The organism is Enterobacter genomosp. O (assembly GCF_001022965.1).
Lineage (GTDB): Bacteria > Pseudomonadota > Gammaproteobacteria > Enterobacterales > Enterobacteriaceae > Enterobacter > Enterobacter cloacae_L.
In genome coordinates, this window is record NZ_LECZ01000023.1 from 250,081 (window position 1) to 270,263 (window position 20,183).

Genomic DNA, 20,183 nt, shown 5'->3' on the forward strand with positions numbered 1-20,183 from the left:
AGCTGCACATGTTATGGATTTGTCTTTTTGCGGGATATTTATAAATTAAACTGGTTTATATAAAGTGTTTTCATCTAATTTATAATGATTATATAGAATTATTTATTTTCATAAGTGCCCGGCGGAATGCCGGGCACGCGCGCGTTAGCCCTGTGTACCGACGATTTTGATTTCTACCATGCCAATCCCGATCTCACGCGGAGAGTGTCCAAGGATATTCCCCTCATTGGTCGACTGCGGGTCTGGCGGGACAATCACCAGCGTATTGCTGCGCGATGGGTTGTCAAAATGCAGCGTGTGCGTGGATACATCGTTTCCAAGCGTCAGGGTCTGTTCCCGATCGCCCACGCGGACCGGCACGGGCTTGTTGGCATTGGGCCCGTACGCTCTTGCCGTGATCACAAGGTCAAATTGTTCAGGCAGGGGATGGGCGTACTCAATTTTCACCTCGTTGCCCAGCTGCGCGTTGGACCAGCGTCCCCAGGACTCCGGACGCGAGATGCCGCTAAACTGCTTCACCTCTTCCGGCGCGCCGGCCACGTTAAAGATAAAGCTGTCCGCCTTGTAGCGAATATCGTTGTCGACGACTTTCAGCATGTCGACGTTGTGCTGATAGCGCGCGGTATCAATTACCGTATCTTTGAACGCGGTTTTGCCTTTCCACTGGGCTTTGTCCACGTGCTGCACGGTTTGCTCCCCGCCAAGCTGGCCCTGAGAGACGCACCAGTCGGTTGAGAGTGCCAGCGGCTGCGACCAGAGCTGGCCCATTTTGTAGCACCTGTCCACCCAGACGAAGTTATCGCGGGGGGCAAAATCGGCCAGCTGATAGCGCAGCGGCGCGGAATACTCGCTTTCCGGCAGCGGCTCGACGCGGCCCTCAGACACGCGCAAAAGCAGCGGCAGACGGAAGTTGCTGCCCGAGAAGGCAATGGTGTTTTTATCCCGATCGATGGTGAAGTCTTTCATCTCTTTAGGGAAATTCCACAGGCGAATGATGTCGGGCTTCCAGGCGAGGATTTTTTCCTTCATGTTGAGGAACACTTCCGACAGGGATTGCCCCGACAGCGTGCTGCGGCCAAGGCCAATAAAGTTGTCCCCGCCCAGAATGTCCAGCACGGTTGCGCCGTTATCCATGGAGTTGCGTTTGGTGGCGATCGTCTCCTGCTGCGGCTGGTCGCCGCGCAGCACGAAGAACAGGTTGCTGCGATCCTGCTTGCTGAGCTGGTCCCACGCGCTGTTTTTCATCGCCAGATGGTCAGACGAGACGACGATGACGGTGTTTTTAAACCAGGGCGAGGCTTTGATTTTCTCGACCAGCGCGGCGATGTGCTCCTGGCTACAGGTCACGGCGCTGAAGGATTTGTTGTTTTTGCCGTCCACATCATAGCTTTTGCGTTTGCAGGTGCGCGAGACGAACCCGTCCGGATGGTGGGTGTCCACCGTCAGCGCAAAGAGCGAGAAGCGTTTGCCGGTGCGGGAGAGTTCCTCGAATTTCTTCCAGGTTTCGTCCAGCACCGTATCGTCATAGAAGCCCCAGTCGTTGCGGTAGCTCGGATCGGCAACCGTTGTTTTTAACTCTTCTGAGCCATACAGGTGATCGAAGCCGTGGGATTTCAGGAACACGTCTTTTCCGGCGAAGCGCAGGTTTGCCCCCTGCATGAAATAGTTTTCGTAGCCGGAGTTTTTCAGGATATCGCCGAGGCAAATATTTTGTGGGAAGAACGTCGACATCGAGGCTGAGGCGTTACCTTCAAAAGGCGCGAACAGCGGGATGCCGCACTGGGAGGCAACCATCCCGGCGATGGTGTAATCCGTACCCGGCAGCTGCATGGTGCGGCTGAAATCGAGGCCTTCGTTTTTGAGAGCGCCCAGGTCTGGCGTCAGATTCGGAAACGCGTCGTTATCAAAATACGTGCGCTCCAGGCTTTCACCGTAGATATAGACCAGATTGAGCTTCGGGTTGGCGATCGTTTTCGACGGCTCTTTGTAGTAGGCCGCGAAATCCGGATCGCCGTCGCGAGACTGGGATTTCACCAGTTCGGTGATCTGATGGAACGCCGGGCTGGCGTCCACGGAGGCCAGCGCCAGGAATAGCGCCAGCAGGCTATAGCCATGATGGTGCGGATGATGGCGGCGTCGACGCAGGACCCAGGCCAGCGCGCCAAAAATCGTCACCAGCGCAATGACGAGGCCCAGCCCCGGAAGTATGTACTTACCCACACCCGCGCCCGTCAGGCTATTCGTCAGGGTGTAAAGCACGGCATCGTTAATACCGTCGCCGGTAAAGTAATCGCTGGCGTATAGGGTAATGTTTAAAATAATAAAAATGCCGAGCACCACCAGCGTGGCGATAAACCACCAGGTGTTGCGGCCGGCTTTGCAGGCATAGACGCCGACAGAAGCCAGAAAAAGGATAAGGGACATTAGTTCTGACAACAGCATATCCTCATGACGCCAGGTGCTTCGCTGGCTAACTGTTTATTTTTTGGGTCATACACTGTAATTGCGATGTCGTTAAGCTGCAATTTTAGTGTCACGAAAGTGTGCTGTTGTTAGGATTTGGTTTAGAAAATCGTTTTTATGAAGAAGGTCGCATCCTGACAAACGGACGCTGAGACGGTGGCAGGTGGGAAAAACGCTCATTTAACGCCGCGGTGCAAGACTATCGCATTAAACGCGGCGTGTTGTGGCAGAAAATGGGGCGGATCAGGAGAGGAAATTAACGCCTTGTTTCAGCACCAGATCGCAGGCTTTGGTTTTCACCTGTTTCGCCAGAGAAGAGTTGCCGAGGGTGCTCAGGTTAAGCTGCTGACCGTTCTGCGCGTTAAGCAGACCCTGAATACCGTCCATATAGTTGGTATCCGCTTTCTGCTCTTGGGTATCCAGACCCAGCTTACCCAGCACCTGGTTTTTCACGTTTTGCGCGTCGGTTACGGAAGCCAGTTTTTGCTTCGCGCAATATTCCAGAATTCCCGCCGCGTTGTTCATCGTGCCCGCGCTCAGGCTCTGGCTGCTGTTGCCCAGCAGGCTGGTGAGGGAAGAGGCGGAAAGCCCGCCCTGAGAGCTGCTGCTCTCTTTGCTCAGCTCGTTTGCCGCGCTTGAGAGGGACTCCTGCCAGGATGCCGCTTGCGCTGCGCCGGAAACCAGCAGGGCGCCTAAAAAGGTGCTGATAACAATCTGTTTTTTCATAATGGCTTTCTCAAAAAGGTCCGTTTTGGGCCGGAAAGGGTTCCAGTATATACCTCTACCCGGCCGGCGATTCCTGGAACTGTCTTAATACTCTTTGCCGGTGACGCGGCTGCGGTAACTTTCCCAGTCGAAAATGACGTACAGACTGTTACCCAGCTTCATGCGGTCCATGACGCGTTCCCCCAGCAGGCGGGTCATCTCGTCGATATTGTGGTTCGTCAGCATGCCGGTGGGGCGTTTGGACGAGGAGCGGCGATCGACAATCTGGTTAATGATCACCTTTTCATAGCGGGATTCCGTCTGAACGCCAATCTCATCGATGACCAGCAGATCCACATTACTCAGATCGTTAAGCAGCTGCTCTTCGCTCGTTTCGCGGTTGTTGAAGGTGTCTTTCATCGCGGACATGATATCGGCCACGGTGATGATGAGGACCGATTTCCCGCGCAGAAGCAGTTCGTTGCAGATAGCGGCGGCGAGGTGGTTTTTACCGGTGCCCGGCTTGCCGCTAAAGATGAAGCTGGCGATGTTGCCGTCGAATTCATCAACGTACTGACGTGCGGCGGCGAGGGCGTGCATCTGCCCGTTGGTCTCAATTTTGTAATTATCAAACGAGCAGTTCTGATGCAGGGGACGAATACCGGAACGGTTAAAGGTGCGCTGCATTTTCATCGCCCGATTTTCGCGGGCGAGCGCGGCAGCGCGGATCTCTCCTTGCTCTTTTTGCCACGCCAGCAGCTCTTCGCCCGTTGTGAAAGCGGGCTTCACGTTGGCAGGCATCATTTTTTGCAGTCGTTTCATCAGGTCGCCGACGTTCTTCATTTCGCACCTCGGAATCCACTGGGGATCTGTTTATCCGGTTCGGAAAACGCGTTGATATCGCGTTTTGGCTGCCCATTGTTGCCAGCGCGGGTGATTTGAAGATGACGCGCGAGCTTTTGCTGCCACTGAATGTGGGTGAAGACTTTCCCTTCCGCCTGCCACCAGGCGGTAAACGCGGCGAGCTCTTCGGCGGTGGCCGGCTGGGTTAGCGCAATGCCCCACAGCGCGGCTTGACGCTGGAAATCCGCGTCCGGCTGCCAGCCCGCGTACAGGGCAAATTTTCCCATCGGCACGGTCACGGGGACGTTAACCGGTTCATCAAAGAACTGGTTGTCCAGCGTGATATCGCTCGCCGGGCGCGACAGCTGCGCTTCTATCTCCAGAAGCTGTGCCAGACGTTCCGGTGTGATTGCGTAAAACGCCGGAGCGTTGTCGGCAAAAACCGCAACCGTGCCACCGTCGGCGTGAGTCAACACACCGCGCGGGTCGCGCATAAAGGCATCAATACCAGCAATGCTGGTGGTCAGAATTCTGGAAGACATAACGCTTACTCTACTGATAACGACGGGCGTGATATGGGCTTATGGTAGCACAGAGAGGATGAGGGAATGGAGGGGATTTCCCCAGTGGCGCTGCGCTTACCGGGGGTACAGTCGTAGGTCTGATAAGCGCAGCGCCATCAGGCAGTTATCACGCGATGATATTCAGGGTCACGTCGATGTTGCCGCGGGTCGCGTTAGAATACGGGCAAACGATGTGTGCGGCATCCACCAGCTTTTTGGCTTCCGCGGGATCCATACCTTCAACGTGGATGTTCAGTTTTGCTTCAATACCAAAGCCGGTTGGCAGCGGGCCAATACCCACTTCGCCTTCAATAAAGGCGTCTTTTGGCAGGGTAAATTTGTCGCGTGCGGCCACGAACTTCATCGCGCCCAGGAAGCAGGCAGAGTAGCCCGCCGCAAACAGCTGCTCAGGGTTAGTCACTTCTCCGCCCATGCCGCCCATCTCTTTTGGCACGCCCAGTTTTACATCCAGTACGCCATCGGAAGAGGTCGCGCGGCCGTCACGGCCACCGGTTGCTTTTGCTTTGGCGGTATAAACAACTTTTTCTAAAGACATGGCAGGTTCCTCATTTTCATTAATATGCGCTATTAAATAGCGTGCGATATATGTGGTTAAATAAAGACGCGTAAAGTATAGCCTTACGCGTGCTGAATATGTTGTCGCAAAAGCTCCAGCTGCTGCTTAAGCGTGAGCAGCGTGTCGGTATCACACTGCGCTGCGCATCCCACCGCATGGGGGATACCCGCTGCCTGCTGCTGAAGTTCACGTCCCGCTTCACTCAGGGTGACGGCGACCTGACGTTCATCCTTGCGCGAGCGCTGACGATTTATCAGTCCGGCGCTTTCCAGACGTTTCAGCAGCGGCGTCAGGGTTGCAGAGTCCAGAAACAGCCGCTCACCGATGTCCGACACCGTGACGTCATCCTGCTCCCACAGCACCAGCATTACCAGGTATTGCGGGTAGGTCAGGTTCAGCGGTGCCAGCAGCTGCCGGTACAGCTTATTAAGCGCCAGATTTGCCGAATAGAGGGCAAAGCAGAGCTGATTATCCAGCTTAAGCGCAGCGTTTACGTCGTGTGTTTTCGCGTTCATGAGATGAATATAGATAGTGTGCGATTTAATTGCAAGCAATTTTATGGGCAGGTATAACGCAGGGCCACCTGAACGGCCATTTTACGATAGTGCTGGCGCTGGGCCTGCTCGTCTGCACCGTCTTCAAACAGCAGCGTAAAGGTGTAGCTGTTGGCTACGTAGTGAAAGCTGAAACTGCTTATCAGACGATGAAGATCGCGAGCGTCAACCGTCTGGCTGAAAAGCTGTTTTTCTTTACCCCGACGCAGGATCCCTTCCAGCAGGTCGAGCGCGCTACGGTTGACCTGGCGGAGATAGCTTGACTGCTGCATAAAGCGGCCGCGCTGCATGTTTTCCATGCAGATAATGCGGATGTAATCCGGGTGGTCGGCATGATAGTCAAAGGTGGCTTCAACCAGCTCAACCAGCGCTTCGACGGGCGGCATTCCTGACAGGCTGAGCGCTTTTTCACTGGCGCGAATCTGGGTGTAAACATGTTCCAGAACGAGAAGATAGAGATTCTCTTTATTCTTAAAATGGTAAACCACCATGCGTTTGGTGGTGCCTGCTTTCTCCGCGATCTGCTCCATGCGGGCACCGTTCAATCCATATTCGGCAAAAAGCGCGATAGCGCTCTGAAAAATTTTCTCTTTCAGGCTGGATTCTTCACTGTGCTCGGGGTGTTCGCTGCCGGGGTTAGCCACATCCTTTCCTTATTTTCACCAGACGGTCCAGAAAGATTATCTCCATGGCAGCGAAATAACACAAATATCAAACGCGTGGGCGTTTACGGTAGAGCCACAGCCCGGGAATAGACAGCCCGATGGAGAGCGCGCCGACAATGGACGAGGCCTTAAGAAAGTTGCTCAGGAGGAGGATCATCTGAGGCTCGGTGTAGCCAAAATGGCTGATTTTCACCGCGGATATCATCGCCGTATAGGCCGATATGCCCGGGAACATCGGGATTACGGCGGCGACGGTGAACACTTTGGGGTGCGCCAGATACCAGCGCGACCACTGAATACCGATACTGCCGACCAGCATAGAAGCCATAAATGTCGACCATTCGATGTTAAAACCTGCCGTCATCATGACCATTCGCGAGCCATGGCCTATCGCGCCGAGCAGCGCACACCACGGCAGAGCGCGTTGCGGAACGTTAAACACCATCGCAAAGCCGACGGCAGGAATGGCGGCCAGAAGCATGTCCTGCGCCAGCGCCAGCAGAAAATCTATCATGCCCATCCGCGTAACCCCCATAGCGTCATGGCCATGACCACGCCGATGCAGGTCGCCAGCGTGAGCAGGCTGGCGATGGCCCAGCGTGCCAGACCGGTATTGATGTGACCTTTAAACATGTCGGCGACGGCGTTGATCAACGGGAAGCCAGGGACCAGCAGCAGCACGCTGGCGGCCATGGCAATGGTCGGGGTGTTGGCAAACTGCGGCAGGCGCAGCAGCAGGCCGGAAACCGTGGTGGCGACAAACGCGGTGATGCAGAAGTTAATTTGCGGGTGCAGCTGCCGGTGTGTCAGCAGTTGGCGAACATACATGGCGATGCTGCTGGCGAAAAAGGTGACGATCGCACCGTCCCAGCCGCCTTTATTGAGCTTACAAAAGCAGGCGCACGACAGCCCCACCATTAGCACGACAAGCCAGCGCGGATAACGTAATGGCTTGATTTGGGTGAACCGCTTTTCAATATCATTGAGATCGAGAAGCTTATGCTCAGCAAGGATGACGATATGTTGCACTTCGGTCACGACGTGCATGTTAATGCCGCGGTCATGGTTTTTGCGGGTGGAGGTCAGGCACTGACCGTCTTTGATCGTAGTCAGCACAATGGCGTTGGATGAGATGGCGCTCTCAACGCTGTCCATACCCAGCGCCAGCCCCAGCCGGGTTGAAAGCTCCTCGACCAGCGCGCTCTCTGCGCCGTGCTGGAGCAGAAAAAGCCCGCACTTTATACATAGCCGCGTGATAGCACGCTGCGTTGACCGATCTGCCTGCATGTCTTGTCCTGAAAAGAAGATGGAGAGTTGCCGCCTGGCCCATAACGATTACTTTTAGCACAAAGTGCAGTGCCTCTTGCTGTGGGTCAGATCAAGGTTTATGCAAACAGTTGCAGCCCCGTGTCGTGAAAGGAGGTGGGATTAATTTATTAATGTGGTGAATTGTTAATGCGGAAATATAGAATATTTGTATTTAGTTATTCTAATTTTATATTGTTATTATTTTAACGGCATCGGAATTAAATTTATTTGCGCTTTATGAGATATTACCGCTGTTTTAGGCATTTCTTAAATTAAAAACATTTCTCATCTTCTGCTTGTATTAATCAGTTTTACACTCAGGGACGAAAACACTTATACATTGATGCGTTTTAACGTTACTCATCATATGAAAAATGGACACGGAGGGTCTATGTTGTCATTGCATGGTAAGCATGGCGTTGTCATTAGCCGGATACCCGTAATGCAAAACGGGTTGGGGGGCGTTATAGCACGCCATTTCCCCGATGTTGAATTGACCTATTGCCGCTCATTGCAGGAGTTAACCCTGCTTCAGTTACGCCGCGCAGACGTCATTATTGCTGATATTTCAGGCGAATACCGAAATCCTCGGGGCACGCTTGAAGAGTATTACGCTTTACTGAATCAATACCGGGAAATTCACTGGATCTTCTTAGTCTCGCGTCCGCTTTACCCTATTGCGGTTGAGCTGCTTATGCGGCCGGAAAGCACGTTGCTTTCAGATATGGAGCCGATTGAAGGCGTGGTCAAGGCTATCCGGGCTGGGCGCGAGCGGGCAGAGCGGATAAGCCAGACGCTGTTAACCCCGGAACCTCAGAGCGTGGAAGATGAAGATGAACCTTTTATCGCGCTCACACACTCCGAACGCAAGGTATTACGCCTGTTAGGTAAGGGATGGGGGATTAACCAAATCGCCACATTGCTCAAGAAGAGCAATAAAACGATAAGTGCGCAGAAAAACAGTGCGATGCGACGGCTGTCGTTACGGAGTAACGCCGATATGTACGCCTGGATCAACAGTACACAGGGAATGAGAGAGCTGAGCTTAATGTCAGCCTATGGAGAGTTCGAGGAATGGAAAAAACCGATTCAACAAGGCATATCGCCATCGTCGAAAATTGCACGATGAGTGCTGTTGGGTTACAGCATCTTTTTGCGATGTCCGCCCTGAGCCAGTATCAACTGCATCTGTTTAGTGAATTTGACAGCTTTAAGCGTGCACTGCATCACGTTAATTTTTTCTCGCTGATCTATTCGCTTGCCGATGCCCGAGAGGAGCGTCGTAACTGCCTGGCGCACCTGCGTGACCTTGCGTTTACGCATGGTCATATCCAGCGCATCATACTCGTTTCTGACGAGACAGAAGCACGGCTCATTAGCCATCTTTCGCCGTCACGCCTGCACGGTGTGGTCAGTAAATCGGTGACGCTTGAGCATTTGCAGAAGGAACTTCTTGAGCTACTGAGCGAAACGCTGCGCATCAATGACAATATGCTGAACCACTGGTACTGCAACCGAAACAGGATGTTAAGTCCAACGGAACGGGCTATTCTGCGTTATATGTCCTGCGGATATTCCATTCCTGAAATCGCGGCACAGCTTGAACGTAATATTAAGACCATCCGGGCACATAAGTTTAATGCGATGGTGAAGCTGGGAGTGAATTCTGACGTAGGGTTGCTTGATGCGGCGGATATTCTTACGCATCTTCCGGCAAGAGATCCGCAAAGTCTGGCACTCAGCAAGCCCACATTTTTATAACCTGCCTTTTACGCGCCAGATGCACTCTGGCGCTTCAATCAGATACAGACATCCACCCATTTTGCGGAAGTCAGCTCTGCCATTCTGTCAGGTGAAATACGCACGGCACTGTGAATTGCGCCTGCGGCTGGCAGCACTTCAGCGTACTGCTTTAAAGAGATATCGCAGTAAACCGCGAGCGGGTTTTCCAGTCCGAACGGGCACACACCGCCAACGGGATGGCCGGTGATAGTCACCACTTCATCACTGCTGAGCATGCGCGCTTTCGCACCAAAGGTGTCTTTCAGCTTTTTGTTATCCAGACGCGCATCGCCTTTCGCCACCACCAGAATCACCTCATTTTTAACCTTCAGCGACAAGGTCTTGGCTATTTGTCCCGGCTCAACGCGATGGGCGGCAGCAGCCAACGCAACGGTAGCGGTACTCTGGCTAAGCTCGATAACGTCTATATCCGGCGCGTTGTCGGCAAAAAACTGCTGTACGGACTGCAAACTCATTGTTTCCTCCTGACAAATATCCTGCGTAATCTGTCATAAGAATTTATGCTCTGTAAATATCTCTTCGGTAACAAATATCCCGAACGGCTAATTTCTGGATCCTCTTCACAATCACAGAAACCGGTTACAGTAACCGGTTGCAGAGCGTGGTGCGTAGATTAATACTGAGTACGTAACGTCCCCTGTATCCAATAATAAGAGCCAATTATGAAACCATTTCGTCTGAGCAGTACCGCGGGTACACAAGCCAGCAAGGTTGTGAAGCTGATTTATGGAACAACGTGCGGCGCAAATGTGCCTGTAACAAACGTCTGACAGGAGATCTGCCATGTCTGCCAACCATGTTGCGTTTAACCTGATATTCCGTTTTGTTGAAAACTACGTCAGCCCGATTGCCGGGCGGATCTCTTCCCAGCGTCACGTCATGGCCATCCGCGATGGATTCATCTCCGCGATGCCGTTTATGATCGTGGGCTCATTTTTGTTGGTGTTCGCTTACCCTCCGTTTTCGCCTGATACCACCTGGGGTTTCGCGCGCGCCTGGCTGGATATGGCGAAACAGTTTGAAGGCCAGATCCTTACGCCGTTTGATATGACGATGGGCATTATGTCCATTTATATTTGTGCGGCTATTGCGTATAACCTGGGCAAACACTACGTCAAATCGCATCAGCTGGACCCGTTTATGTGCGCCATGCTGTCGCTGATGGCGTTTCTGCTTGTTGCGGCTCCGAAAACCAAAGGCACGCTTCCCGTCGACAGCCTGGGTGGGACGGGTATTTTTACTGCGATTCTGGTGGCAATTTACTGCGTTGAGATGATGCGTTTCCTTAAATCGCATAACATCGGTATTCGCCTGCCGGACCAGGTCCCGCCGATGATCAAAAACTCCTTTGATCTGCTGATCCCGGTGCTGGTGGTGGTATTGACGCTCTATCCGCTGAGCCTGATTATTCAGTCGCAGTTTGGCATGCTGATCCCACAGGCGATTATGTCGGTCTTTAAACCCCTGGTTTCTGCGGCGGATTCGCTGCCTGCGATTCTGCTGGCGGTGTTGATTGGTCATCTGCTGTGGTTCGCCGGGATCCACGGGGCGGCCATCGTCTCCGGGATGCTGCAGATGTTCTGGCTGACAAACCTGGGCGCTAACCAGACCGCGCTGGCCGCCAGCCAGCCTCTGCCGCATATCTTTATGGAAGCGTTCTGGACGTTCTTTATCGTGATTGGCGGGTCGGGCGCCACGATGGGGCTGGTGATATGCTATCTGCGTAGCCGTTCAGCGCATTTACGCTCTATTGGGCGTTTGAGCGTAGTGCCCAGCTTCTTTAACATCAACGAACCTGTCATTTTCGGTACGCCGATTGTAATGAACCCGGTGTTCTTTATTCCCTTCCTGCTGGCTCCGATGGTTAACGCCGTGCTGGCCTGGGCGGCGATGACATTTGATCTGATTGGCCGTGTCATCTCCGTGGTTCCCTGGACGGCACCGGCTCCGATAGGTGCCGCGTGGGCCCTGGGCTGGGATTTCCGTGCGGCCATCCTGGTTGTGGTGCTGGCCTGCGTATCGGCAATCATCTACTACCCATTCTTCAAAGTGTACGAGAAGCAGCTGCTGGAGCAGGAAGCGGAGGAAGCGCAGCGTAACGCGGAAGAGGAAAATCAACAGGTGGCCTAGGTAAAAGCAAAACGGCAACATGAGTTGCCGTTTTTAGTGTTTGTTCCCTCTCCCTGTGGGAGAGGGTCAGGGTGAGGGCATCAGGCCGGTCCTGACTACTTCAGCGTGCAGTCCCCGCACTGCTTAACGTCCGGCAGACGATAGCGCTGACAGCAGGTGCGACGTACCAGAAGCCCATCACGGAGTACGACGGTACGGAATAGCGGGTTGTCACGGCCATCGGAAAGCTGTTTTGCAAAGAAACAGGACTGACGCAGGGCGTCAACGTTCTCATCACCGAGAAGTGGCTTCATTTCCGTTAAATACCAGTGGATTAAATAGCCAGTATTGCTCCAGATAAGCTTCCCGTTAATCTCTCCCGTCGCTTCAAGCGCGTCCACGACCGGGATCAGGGCCTGAGTGATAAGCTGCTCCATTCGTTCCTGAGCGGTAAGTTGCTCTGCGTTCTGGTCTTCTTGGAGATCGATCCAGAAACAGGCTGCACGCCCGGTTTCGTGAAACTCGACGTGGAAATTATCCGGCGAAAGTTCCAGCATGCTTTTTTGCGTTAACAGCGCCAGCATCAGGGGAGGCACCATCAGCCCGATATACCACTGCGCCCAGAGGGAGAGCAGGGGTTTATTTTCCCGCGTAAGGTCGGGCTGATTGCGATAGATATGGTCGGAATAGGTGGCCAGCAGCGATTGCAGTTTTGACGGTTGACGCCACTCTGAGAGCGTCATGGCATGGTGCGGGTGCGCTTCATCAAGCCGGATAAAGTCCAGCAGGTGGGCGCGCGTTTCCGCAATCTTGTCCCGTATGGCATCCGCAAGCGAAACATTCCCGCTGGTGAGGGGCGCTCGCCAGAGGAGGGGTTCGACAATGTGTGCGGTATGCGTGGCCATAGTATAGATAGAAATCTAAATGATAATGATTGCCAATCCTAACTATTGCTCAAACCAATGGCAAGACTTTTGTCCTGGCGACAGCGCCGTGATGTTTATGCCGTCTGCAGCTCTTCGCTCAACAGAATGTTATTACGCCCCATATGCTTTGCTTCGTAGAGGGCTTTGTCCGCTTTTTCCAGCGCGCCTTCTGCGTCTTCATCCTCGAAAATGGCAATACCTATGCTGATGGTGACATTTGTCGCGACGCTTTCGTTAAACAGATGCGGGATTTTTAAATCGTAGACTTTCTGACGGATCCGCTCTGCCGTCTGGCGGGCATGCTCAAGTGAAATATTTGTCAGCAGCACCATAAACTCTTCCCCGCCAAAGCGCGCCACGATATCGCGAGAACGCACGGCGTCGCGGATTGCCGCAGAGACGCGTTTCAATGCCTGGTCGCCCATCATATGACCGTAATGGTCGTTATAGGCTTTGAAGTGGTCGATATCCATCAGCAGGACAAAGTGCTCGCCATTTTCTACCGTCGGCAGGTTCTCCAGACGGCTTTGCAGACCGCGGCGATTATAGAGCCCGGTTAGGGGGTCCATCATGCTGAGATCGGTAAGGGTTTCTCGTTCTTCCAGCAAGCGTGAGAGCAGCTCCTGAGCAAAACGATCGTTACGCCTTTGCAAAATGTTATGAATAGCGATTGCCACCACAGGAAGTGCGAAAGAATAGGACATTCTCAGCCATATATCGTGTTCGCTTAGCCACAGACAGACAATAAAAGCGGGCAATGAGTGCAGGATAAAAGCTTTGATATTACTGGCGAATGCCAGCGTTCCAATAAAAAGCACCGTTAATAGGGCAATTAACAAATACGTACCATGGTCGTGGGTAATTAAGGCGAACTTCGATTCAATTTGCCAGGCCCACAAAATACCGAAGATCCCTGAAACAACAGGAATATTTATCTTCCGCGCTCTCTTTCTCCAGTGCCAGACGAACAGGCCGGTGCTGATGGCGAAAATAGCAATCAGCGGAGCTGATAACAGGCGTACAGAATTGAGCGGATTTGTTACCGAGAACACTGCCGAGGTTGCGTTCAGAAATAAAAATAAACGTAACGATAATTGATATTTGCTGTGGACCAAAGACCGCCAGGATTGTGATGTCATAGTCGTGCGTTTTTATTAAAATTTAATTAAAACAAATAAGTAGGTGTTGTTTCGCAATAAAATATGCAAAAAACTCAAAGAGTAATTATCAGAAAATCTTTAGACGCAGTTAACAGGTGGGCAATTTATCACCTTAGGCAATTCCTGTCATTACGGGAAAGGTAAAGGTCGACGGTTTTTGATTCATTCAGCTGACAAATGATAATGCCTGTCATATGATATTGGTTATCATTATCGTTGTGAGAGGGCGGATCATGTTGAACAGGACGCTGGGAAGTGGTTGGGGGGTATTGCTACCGGGAGCCATTCTTGGTGGCTTGATGTTTGCCGATCTCTCCCTTGAAATCTGGAAAGCCATCATTGTCTCAGGGCTGCTAGTCACCGCAGGCATGATCTGGCATAAGCAACTGCGCCACTTTGTTTTATTGCCGTCGTGTGTCGCACTGGTCAGTGGAATTCTGGTGATACTGATGAGTTTGAAATAACAGGGAAAGAAGATACATCAAAGGGGATGTAAGATAATTGGTGCGAGGGGGGGGACTCGAACCCCCACATCCTAAGGACACTAACACCTGAAGCTAGCGCGTCTACCAATTCCGCCACCTTCGCACAGTCATCTTACTGGTTTGATATTGCCTCGTTGGTGCGAGGGGGGGGACTCGAACCCCCACATCCGTAAGGACACTAACACCTGAAGCTAGCGCGTCTACCAATTCCGCCACCTTCGCATACCATCGATACTGTAAAAGTATCGTAACCACGGAGGCGCATTCTAGATGTTTTCAGCTTTACGTCAACAGAAAAGTGCGCACGTTTTATTGATTGCTGCAAAAATGGTCGGAGCAGAGACGCCTGTTTGCCGAATGGCGCTTGCGCGTATCCGGCAAACAGGAATGGCGATTACTTTTTGGCCTGACGCGTCATCACGGTGCGGTAGACCTTAAAGCGGCCGGTCTGGGCGATCACTTCGTGGAAGCCGAAGGTTTCATCCAGCACTTTCGGGTACGCCAGGAAGGCGTTAGCGACGATACGCAGCTCACCGCCGCTGTTAAGGTGGCGGACTGCGCCACGGATCAGCGCTTGCGCGGCTTCCAGGCTGGTCTCCATGCCGTCGTGGAACGGCGGGTTAGAGATGATCATGTCGAAACGACCAGTGACATCAGAGAAGACGTTGCTGGCAATGACTTCGCCTTCAATGCCGTTTGCTGCAAGCGTTGCACGGCTGGCTTCAACCGCTGGCGCGCTGACGTCACATAGAGTTAAACGGACTTTAGGTGAATGGCTGGCGAGCACGGTTGCCAGCACGCCCGCGCCGCAGCCTACGTCCAGCACTTTGCCTTTGGTGTGCGGCGTCAGGGTGGAGAGCAGCAGCTTGCTGCCCGTATCCAGCGCGTCACGGCTGAACACGCCCGGCAGGGTTTTAATGGTCAGGCCGTCAAGCGTGTATTCATCCCAGAAAGTACTGGCATCAAAGGTTGTCTGTTTTTCCAGACGACCATGGTACAGACCACAGCGGCGGGCGCTGTCGACTTTGTTTAGCGGAGCGTAAGCTTCCAGCATCTGTTCAGCGCTGCGCACGCCGCTGCGGTTCTCGCCTACCACGAAAATATCGCAGCCGACCGGCAGCAGGGAGAGCAGGTTCATCAGCTGGAACTGCGCTTCCGGTTTGTTCTTCGGCCAGTAGTAGATCAGCGTATCGCAGTCGGCGATATCGCTCTGCTCTGCCACCAGGCTAAAGCGCGCGCGCTCGCCCATCTGGCGGCTCAGCACCTGCCAGTGGTGGTAGTATTGGGTGTGGGCACGGCTTTCAGCACAGTCGAAACGCGCAGGCAGGTCATCCTGCATATCTCCGGCAAACAGAATACGGCTTTCTTCGAAATCATCACTGTGACGCAGCAAGACTTCACTTGCCGGGGTAAATGCAGACATGAATTGTTCCTCAATAAACTCAGGCGGGGATTATAGTAGGTAGATGGCGCAGTTTCGACACATTTGCTATATTTGCGCGCCTGAGAGACAGGAGTTTTCCCTATGACATCCCGACGAGACTGGCAGTTGCAGCAGCTGGGCATTACCCAGTGGGCTTTGCGTCGCCCGACGGCGTTGCAGGGCGAAATCGCTATCTCCATCCCGGCGCACGTTCGCCTGGTGATGGTGGCGGAAGAACTGCCTGCCCTGAATGAACCCCTGATCGGTGATGTCCTTCGCAGCCTGAAGCTGACGGCCGACCAGGTGTTACAGTTGACGCCAGAACGGGTCGCTATGCTTCCTCCCGATAGTCGCTGTAATAGCTGGCGTATCGGAGAGACGAATGAGATCCCCCTTCAGGGGAGCCAGCTCTGCACGCCAGCGCTGGACGAACTGAAAGCCAACCCAAAAGCGCGAAGCGCGCTATGGCAACAAATCTGCGAATATGAACACGATTTCTTCCCTCACGACGCCTGACCTGACCACAGCGTTCGCGATTGAAACACGCGCCCACGCGTTTCCGTGGAGCGAAAAGACCTTCGCCAGCAATCAGGGCGAACGGTATCTGAACTATCGCCTGGACGTTGACGGCACCATGGCCGCCTTCGCCATTACGCAGGTTGTTCTTGATGAAGCGACGCTATTTAATATCGCGGTTGATCCCGCGTTTCAGCGCCGCGGGCTGGGAAGAGAACTGCTTGAGCACCTCATCCGTGAGCTCGAAACCCGTGACGTTTTCACCCTGTGGCTGGAAGTGCGCGCATCGAATGCCGCCGCCATCGCGCTCTATGAAAGCTTAGGCTTTAACGAGGCGACAATCCGCCGTAACTACTACCCCACCGCAGAGGGACGTGAAGACGCCATCATAATGGCTCTGCCGATTGGATAACGAAAATAAGGTTGTAACGATGAAATGGGACTGGATTTTCTTTGATGCCGACGAAACGCTGTTTACGTTCGATTCGTTCGGTGGTCTACAGCGGATGTTTCTCGATTATAGCGTGACGTTCACCGCTGAGGATTTTCAGGACTATCAGGCGGTAAACAAACCGCTGTGGGTGGATTACCAGAACGGTGCCATCACCGCGTTACAGCTTCAGCACCAGCGCTTTGACGTCTGGGCGGAACGCTTAAAGGTCAGTCCGGGAACGCTGAACGAAGCCTTCCTGAACGCCATGGCTGACATCTGCGCGCCACTGCCGGGCGCGGTTTCCCTGCTGAATGCGTTGAAAGGCAAGGTGAAACTGGGGATCATTACCAACGGTTTTACCGCCTTGCAGCAGATCCGCCTTGAGCGCACCGGCCTGCGCGATCATTTTGACGCGCTGGTGATCTCGGAAGAGGTCGGTGTGCCGAAACCGGATCCGCGTATTTTCGATTATGCGCTGGCGCAGGCCGGCAATCCTGACCGCGATCGCGTACTGATGGTGGGTGATACCGCAGAGTCAGATATTCTGGGTGGCATGAATTCCGGTCTGTCGACCGTCTGGCTTAATGCGCATGGCCGCGTAAAGCCTGAAGGCATCGAGCCGACCTGGACCGTGACGTCGTTGAACGAACTGGAGCAACTCCTGTGTAAACAATGATTGCCTGCCCCCCATTGATGGGTAAAATAGCCGCAAATTCGTATTCCATGATGCGTGGCGTGCTGCCGCGCTTATAAAAGAAGATTCAATTATGACGTTGTCTCCTTATCTGCAAGAGGTGGCCAAGCGCCGCACTTTTGCCATTATCTCGCACCCGGATGCCGGTAAAACGACCATCACCGAGAAGGTGTTACTGTTCGGACAGGCGATCCAGACTGCGGGTACCGTTAAAGGCCGTGGTTCCAGCCAGCATGCAAAATCTGACTGGATGGAGATGGAAAAGCAGCGTGGTATTTCGATTACCACCTCCGTGATGCAGTTCCCGTATCACGACTGCCTGGTGAACCTGCTGGACACCCCGGGCCACGAAGACTTCTCCGAAGATACCTACCGTACCCTGACGGCGGTGGACTGCTGTCTGATGGTGATCGACGCCGCAAAAGGTGTAGAAGACCGTACCCGTAAGCTGATGGAAGTCACCCGTCTGCGCGATACGCCGATCCTCACCTTCATGAACAAACTCGACCGTGACATCCGCGATCCGATGGAGCTGATGGATGAAGTGGAAAACGAGCTGAAGATCGCCTGTGCGCCAATCACCTGGCCAATTGGCTGCGGTAAGCTGTTCAAAGGGGTTTATCACCTCTATAAAGACGAAACTTACCTGTATCAGACCGGTAAAGGCCACACCATTCAGGAAGTGCGCATCGTGAAAGGTCTGGACAACCCGGATCTGGACGCGGCGGTTGGTGAAGAGCTGGCCGCGCAGCTGCGCGACGAGCTGGAGCTGGTGAAGGGCGCGTCTCACGAATTCGACAAAGAGCTGTTCCTGAGCGGTGAAATTACCCCGGTCTTCTTCGGTACCGCATTAGGTAACTTTGGCGTGGACCATATGCTCGACGGTCTGGTGGAGTGGGCGCCGCGTCCAATGCCGCGTAAAACCGACACCCGTGAAGTGGAAGCAAAAGAAGAGAAATTCACCGGCTTCGTCTTCAAAATTCAGGCCAACATGGACCCGAAACACCGCGACCGCGTGGCCTTTATGCGCGTGGTGTCCGGTAAATATGAAAAGGGCATGAAGCTGCGCCAGGTGCGTATCGGTAAAGATGTGGTGATCTCCGACGCGCTGACCTTTATGGCGGGCGACCGTTCGCACGTTGAAGAGGCGTACCCGGGCGACATCATCGGTCTGCACAACCATGGCACCATCCAGATTGGCGATACCTTCACCCAGGGCGAAATGATGAAGTTCACCGGTATTCCGAACTTCGCGCCGGAACTGTTCCGCCGTATTCGCCTGCGCGATCCGCTTAAGCAGAAACAGCTGCTGAAAGGCCTGGTTCAGCTCTCCGAAGAGGGTGCGGTGCAGGTATTCCGCCCAATCGCGAACAACGACCTTATCGTGGGCGCGGTCGGTGTGCTGCAGTTCGACGTGGTCGTCGCGCGTCTGAAGAGCGAGTACAACGTGGAAGCGATTTACGAATCGGTGAACGTTGCGACCGCGCGCTGGGTTGAGTGTTCTGACGTGAAGAAATTCGAAGAATTTAAGCGTAAGAATGAAATTCAGCTGGCGCTGGATGGCGGCGATAACCTGACCTATATCGCGCCAACCATGGTAAACCTCAACCTGACGCAGGAACGTTATCCTGACGTCCAGTTCCGCAAAACGCGCGAGCATTAATCCCCGCTCAGAGCACGGCGCCCGCCGTGCTCTTCTTTAATTCCTGTCTTATTAATCCCTTGCGGAATGTTCTTAATTCACTGCATTTTCGCGCTTTTTGCTCGTTTTTTACCCGAATCCGAAAGCGGCTCTGTGAGAGTGATCTATATTTAACTCAGTGTTTAGCACCGGGCGTGGATAAATTAACTGTTCAATGCATGACTTTAGGTTATCCATTTTGCCCGTGTGTTTATTCGCAATATATATAACTACTAAGGAAGTATGTAGCCCGAATAACGGGTCAACACAGGAATAGATCGATGAATATGACAAGACTGAAGATTTCTAAAACTCTGCTGGCTGTAACTCTGGGTAGCGTTCTGGTGAGCGGCTCCGCTCTGGCGGAAAGCAGCACCATGGATAAAGCACAGTCCACGGCCGATACCGCAGGTCAAAAAATCGATAGCTCTATGAATAAAGTCGGCAACTTTATGGATGACAGTTCAATCACAGCAAAAGTGAAAGCCGCACTGGTGGATGATGAAGCCATCAAGAGCACCGACATTTCCGTTAAGACCGACAAGAAGGTCGTCACGCTGAGCGGCTTTGTTGAAAGCCAGGCTCAGGCCGAACAGGCAGTGAAAGTGGCGAAGGGTGTCGAAGGTGTCGCATCCGTAAGCGATAAACTGCACGTACGTGACGGTAAAAACGCGTCGGTGAAAGGTTATGCCGGTGATGCCGCTACGACCAGCGAAATCAAAGCTAAACTTTTAGCGGATGACATCGTGCCGTCCCGTAAGGTGAAAGTGGAAACCACCGACGGTGTGGTTCAGCTTTCCGGTACGGTAGATTCCCAGGCGCAAAGTGAACGTGCCGAGTCAATTGCGAAAGCCATTGATGGTGTGAAAAGCGTTAAAAACGATCTGAAAACGAAGTAAATCTGGACCATTCGCCCGTCAGGCTGAGGCCTGCGGGCGAAATAAGAACGACTCTGGAAAAACGCCGGTGAGTGACCTGAGCGCTCACGTTTAGCGGCCGACATTAACTATGGTAAAGGAGAAGCTTATGTTTCGTTGGGGCATTATATTTCTGGTTATCGCGTTAATTGCCGCCGCATTGGGCTTTGGTGGACTGGCAGGTACAGCGGCATGGGCAGCTAAAATTGTCTTCGTTGTGGGTATTATTCTGTTCCTGGTCAGCCTGTTTACGGGACGTAGACGTCCGTAGCAAACGCAATATTCCTTCAACAAAAAAAAGCCAGTCACTGCGACTGGCTTTTTCTTATTTGCGTTGCAGGCCGGGTGCGTTACTGTG

At 53.2% G+C, this 20,183-nt stretch carries 23 protein-coding genes and 2 tRNA genes; 10 read left to right on the top strand and 15 right to left on the bottom strand.

What is annotated here, in order from left to right; all coding sequences use genetic code 11:
- Positions 1-144 precede the first annotated feature (144 nt).
- The 9 genes from opgB to ABR39_RS06580 form a co-directional block, all read right to left on the bottom strand.
- On the bottom strand, positions 145-2,436 hold the full coding sequence (gene opgB, locus ABR39_RS06540) for a phosphatidylglycerol--membrane-oligosaccharide glycerophosphotransferase (protein ID WP_047346441.1): 2,292 nt from the start codon (positions 2,434-2,436) through the stop codon (positions 145-147).
- A gap of 270 nt (positions 2,437-2,706) precedes the next feature.
- A complete protein-coding gene (locus ABR39_RS06545; RefSeq protein WP_047346271.1) occupies positions 2,707-3,189 on the bottom strand; it encodes a DUF2501 domain-containing protein in 483 nt (160 codons plus the stop codon).
- A gap of 84 nt (positions 3,190-3,273) precedes the next feature.
- On the bottom strand, positions 3,274-4,011 hold the full coding sequence (dnaC, locus tag ABR39_RS06550) for a DNA replication protein DnaC (RefSeq protein WP_047346272.1): 738 nt from the start codon (positions 4,009-4,011) through the stop codon (positions 3,274-3,276).
- Positions 4,008-4,553 carry a primosomal protein DnaT gene (gene dnaT, locus ABR39_RS06555; RefSeq protein WP_047346273.1) on the bottom strand — a complete coding sequence of 182 codons (546 nt, stop codon included), beginning with the start codon at positions 4,551-4,553 and terminating at the stop codon, positions 4,008-4,010. Before dnaT ends, dnaC begins: the two co-directional genes overlap by 4 nt.
- Before the next feature lie 148 nt (positions 4,554-4,701).
- Positions 4,702-5,130, bottom strand: coding sequence for an organic hydroperoxide resistance protein (locus ABR39_RS06560; RefSeq protein ID WP_023310299.1), 429 nt, complete (start codon positions 5,128-5,130; stop codon positions 4,702-4,704).
- 83 nt (positions 5,131-5,213) lie between these two features.
- A complete protein-coding gene (locus ABR39_RS06565) occupies positions 5,214-5,666 on the bottom strand; it encodes a MarR family winged helix-turn-helix transcriptional regulator (protein ID WP_047346442.1) in 453 nt (150 codons plus the stop codon).
- 41 nt (positions 5,667-5,707) lie between these two features.
- Positions 5,708-6,349, bottom strand: a complete 642-nt coding sequence (locus ABR39_RS06570; protein ID WP_047346274.1) for a TetR family transcriptional regulator — start codon at positions 6,347-6,349, stop codon at positions 5,708-5,710.
- 67 nt (positions 6,350-6,416) lie between these two features.
- Positions 6,417-6,890, bottom strand: coding sequence for a threonine/serine exporter (locus tag ABR39_RS06575; protein ID WP_014168507.1), 474 nt, complete (start codon positions 6,888-6,890; stop codon positions 6,417-6,419).
- Complete coding sequence (locus ABR39_RS06580; RefSeq protein WP_047346275.1) at positions 6,881-7,657, bottom strand: threonine/serine ThrE exporter family protein; 777 nt, start codon at positions 7,655-7,657, stop codon at positions 6,881-6,883. Before ABR39_RS06580 ends, ABR39_RS06575 begins: the two co-directional genes overlap by 10 nt.
- A gap of 412 nt (positions 7,658-8,069) precedes the next feature.
- On the opposite strand from ABR39_RS06580, the gene ABR39_RS06585 reads away from it, so the two are divergent.
- Both ABR39_RS06585 and bglJ read left to right on the top strand, forming a co-directional pair.
- Positions 8,070-8,807 (top strand): helix-turn-helix transcriptional regulator, encoded by a 738-nt coding sequence (locus tag ABR39_RS06585; protein WP_047346276.1) that lies wholly within the window; start codon positions 8,070-8,072, stop codon positions 8,805-8,807.
- Positions 8,804-9,439 (top strand): DNA-binding transcriptional activator BglJ, encoded by a 636-nt coding sequence (gene bglJ, locus ABR39_RS06590; RefSeq protein ID WP_047346277.1) that lies wholly within the window; start codon positions 8,804-8,806, stop codon positions 9,437-9,439. Before ABR39_RS06585 ends, bglJ begins: the two co-directional genes overlap by 4 nt.
- A 38-nt stretch (positions 9,440-9,477) precedes the next feature.
- Here the strand turns inward: bglJ and ABR39_RS06595 are convergent, their stop codons facing one another.
- Positions 9,478-9,936 (bottom strand): YbaK/EbsC family protein, encoded by a 459-nt coding sequence (locus ABR39_RS06595; protein ID WP_008502085.1) that lies wholly within the window; start codon positions 9,934-9,936, stop codon positions 9,478-9,480.
- Between the two features lie 328 nt (positions 9,937-10,264).
- Here ABR39_RS06595 and ABR39_RS06600 point away from each other — a divergent pair, with 328 nt between their 5' ends.
- Positions 10,265-11,611 (top strand): PTS sugar transporter subunit IIC, encoded by a 1,347-nt coding sequence (locus tag ABR39_RS06600; RefSeq protein ID WP_047346278.1) that lies wholly within the window; start codon positions 10,265-10,267, stop codon positions 11,609-11,611.
- A 95-nt stretch (positions 11,612-11,706) separates the two neighbouring features.
- On the opposite strand, the gene fhuF is transcribed toward ABR39_RS06600, so the two are convergent.
- Both fhuF and ABR39_RS06610 read right to left on the bottom strand, forming a co-directional pair.
- On the bottom strand, positions 11,707-12,495 hold the full coding sequence (gene fhuF / locus ABR39_RS06605; protein WP_047346279.1) for a siderophore-iron reductase FhuF: 789 nt from the start codon (positions 12,493-12,495) through the stop codon (positions 11,707-11,709).
- A gap of 95 nt (positions 12,496-12,590) precedes the next feature.
- Positions 12,591-13,655, bottom strand: coding sequence for a GGDEF domain-containing protein (locus ABR39_RS06610; RefSeq protein WP_047346280.1), 1,065 nt, complete (start codon positions 13,653-13,655; stop codon positions 12,591-12,593).
- 215 nt (positions 13,656-13,870) lie between these two features.
- On the opposite strand from ABR39_RS06610, the gene ABR39_RS06615 reads away from it, so the two are divergent.
- Complete coding sequence (locus ABR39_RS06615) at positions 13,871-14,140, top strand: DUF1435 domain-containing protein (protein WP_047346281.1); 270 nt, start codon at positions 13,871-13,873, stop codon at positions 14,138-14,140.
- A gap of 38 nt (positions 14,141-14,178) precedes the next feature.
- Here the strand turns inward: ABR39_RS06615 and ABR39_RS06620 are convergent.
- The 3 genes from ABR39_RS06620 to rsmC all read right to left on the bottom strand — a co-directional run bounded on the left by ABR39_RS06620 (position 14,179) and on the right by rsmC (position 15,584).
- Positions 14,179-14,264 (bottom strand) — tRNA-Leu (locus ABR39_RS06620).
- 32 nt (positions 14,265-14,296) lie between these two features.
- A tRNA-Leu gene (locus ABR39_RS06625) sits at positions 14,297-14,383 on the bottom strand.
- A gap of 172 nt (positions 14,384-14,555) precedes the next feature.
- A complete protein-coding gene (gene rsmC, locus ABR39_RS06630; protein WP_047346282.1) occupies positions 14,556-15,584 on the bottom strand; it encodes a 16S rRNA (guanine(1207)-N(2))-methyltransferase RsmC in 1,029 nt (342 codons plus the stop codon).
- A 102-nt stretch (positions 15,585-15,686) separates the two neighbouring features.
- Here rsmC and ABR39_RS06635 point away from each other — a divergent pair, with 102 nt between their 5' ends.
- The 6 genes from ABR39_RS06635 to ABR39_RS24110 all read left to right on the top strand — a co-directional run bounded on the left by ABR39_RS06635 (position 15,687) and on the right by ABR39_RS24110 (position 20,096).
- Positions 15,687-16,100 carry a DNA polymerase III subunit psi gene (locus tag ABR39_RS06635; RefSeq protein ID WP_047346283.1) on the top strand — a complete coding sequence of 138 codons (414 nt, stop codon included), beginning with the start codon at positions 15,687-15,689 and terminating at the stop codon, positions 16,098-16,100.
- Positions 16,069-16,512, top strand: coding sequence for a ribosomal protein S18-alanine N-acetyltransferase (gene rimI, locus ABR39_RS06640; protein WP_047346284.1), 444 nt, complete (start codon positions 16,069-16,071; stop codon positions 16,510-16,512). Before ABR39_RS06635 ends, rimI begins: the two co-directional genes overlap by 32 nt.
- A gap of 19 nt (positions 16,513-16,531) precedes the next feature.
- Positions 16,532-17,209 (top strand): pyrimidine 5'-nucleotidase, encoded by a 678-nt coding sequence (yjjG, locus tag ABR39_RS06645; protein WP_047346285.1) that lies wholly within the window; start codon positions 16,532-16,534, stop codon positions 17,207-17,209.
- A gap of 91 nt (positions 17,210-17,300) precedes the next feature.
- Positions 17,301-18,890 carry a peptide chain release factor 3 gene (gene prfC, locus ABR39_RS06650; RefSeq protein WP_047346286.1) on the top strand — a complete coding sequence of 530 codons (1,590 nt, stop codon included), beginning with the start codon at positions 17,301-17,303 and terminating at the stop codon, positions 18,888-18,890.
- A gap of 299 nt (positions 18,891-19,189) precedes the next feature.
- Positions 19,190-19,807, top strand: a complete 618-nt coding sequence (gene osmY / locus ABR39_RS06655; protein WP_028015434.1) for a molecular chaperone OsmY — start codon at positions 19,190-19,192, stop codon at positions 19,805-19,807.
- Positions 19,808-19,934: 127 nt separating this feature from the next.
- On the top strand, positions 19,935-20,096 hold the full coding sequence (locus tag ABR39_RS24110; RefSeq protein WP_003856556.1) for a DUF1328 domain-containing protein: 162 nt from the start codon (positions 19,935-19,937) through the stop codon (positions 20,094-20,096).
- Positions 20,097-20,183: the final 87 nt, after the last annotated feature.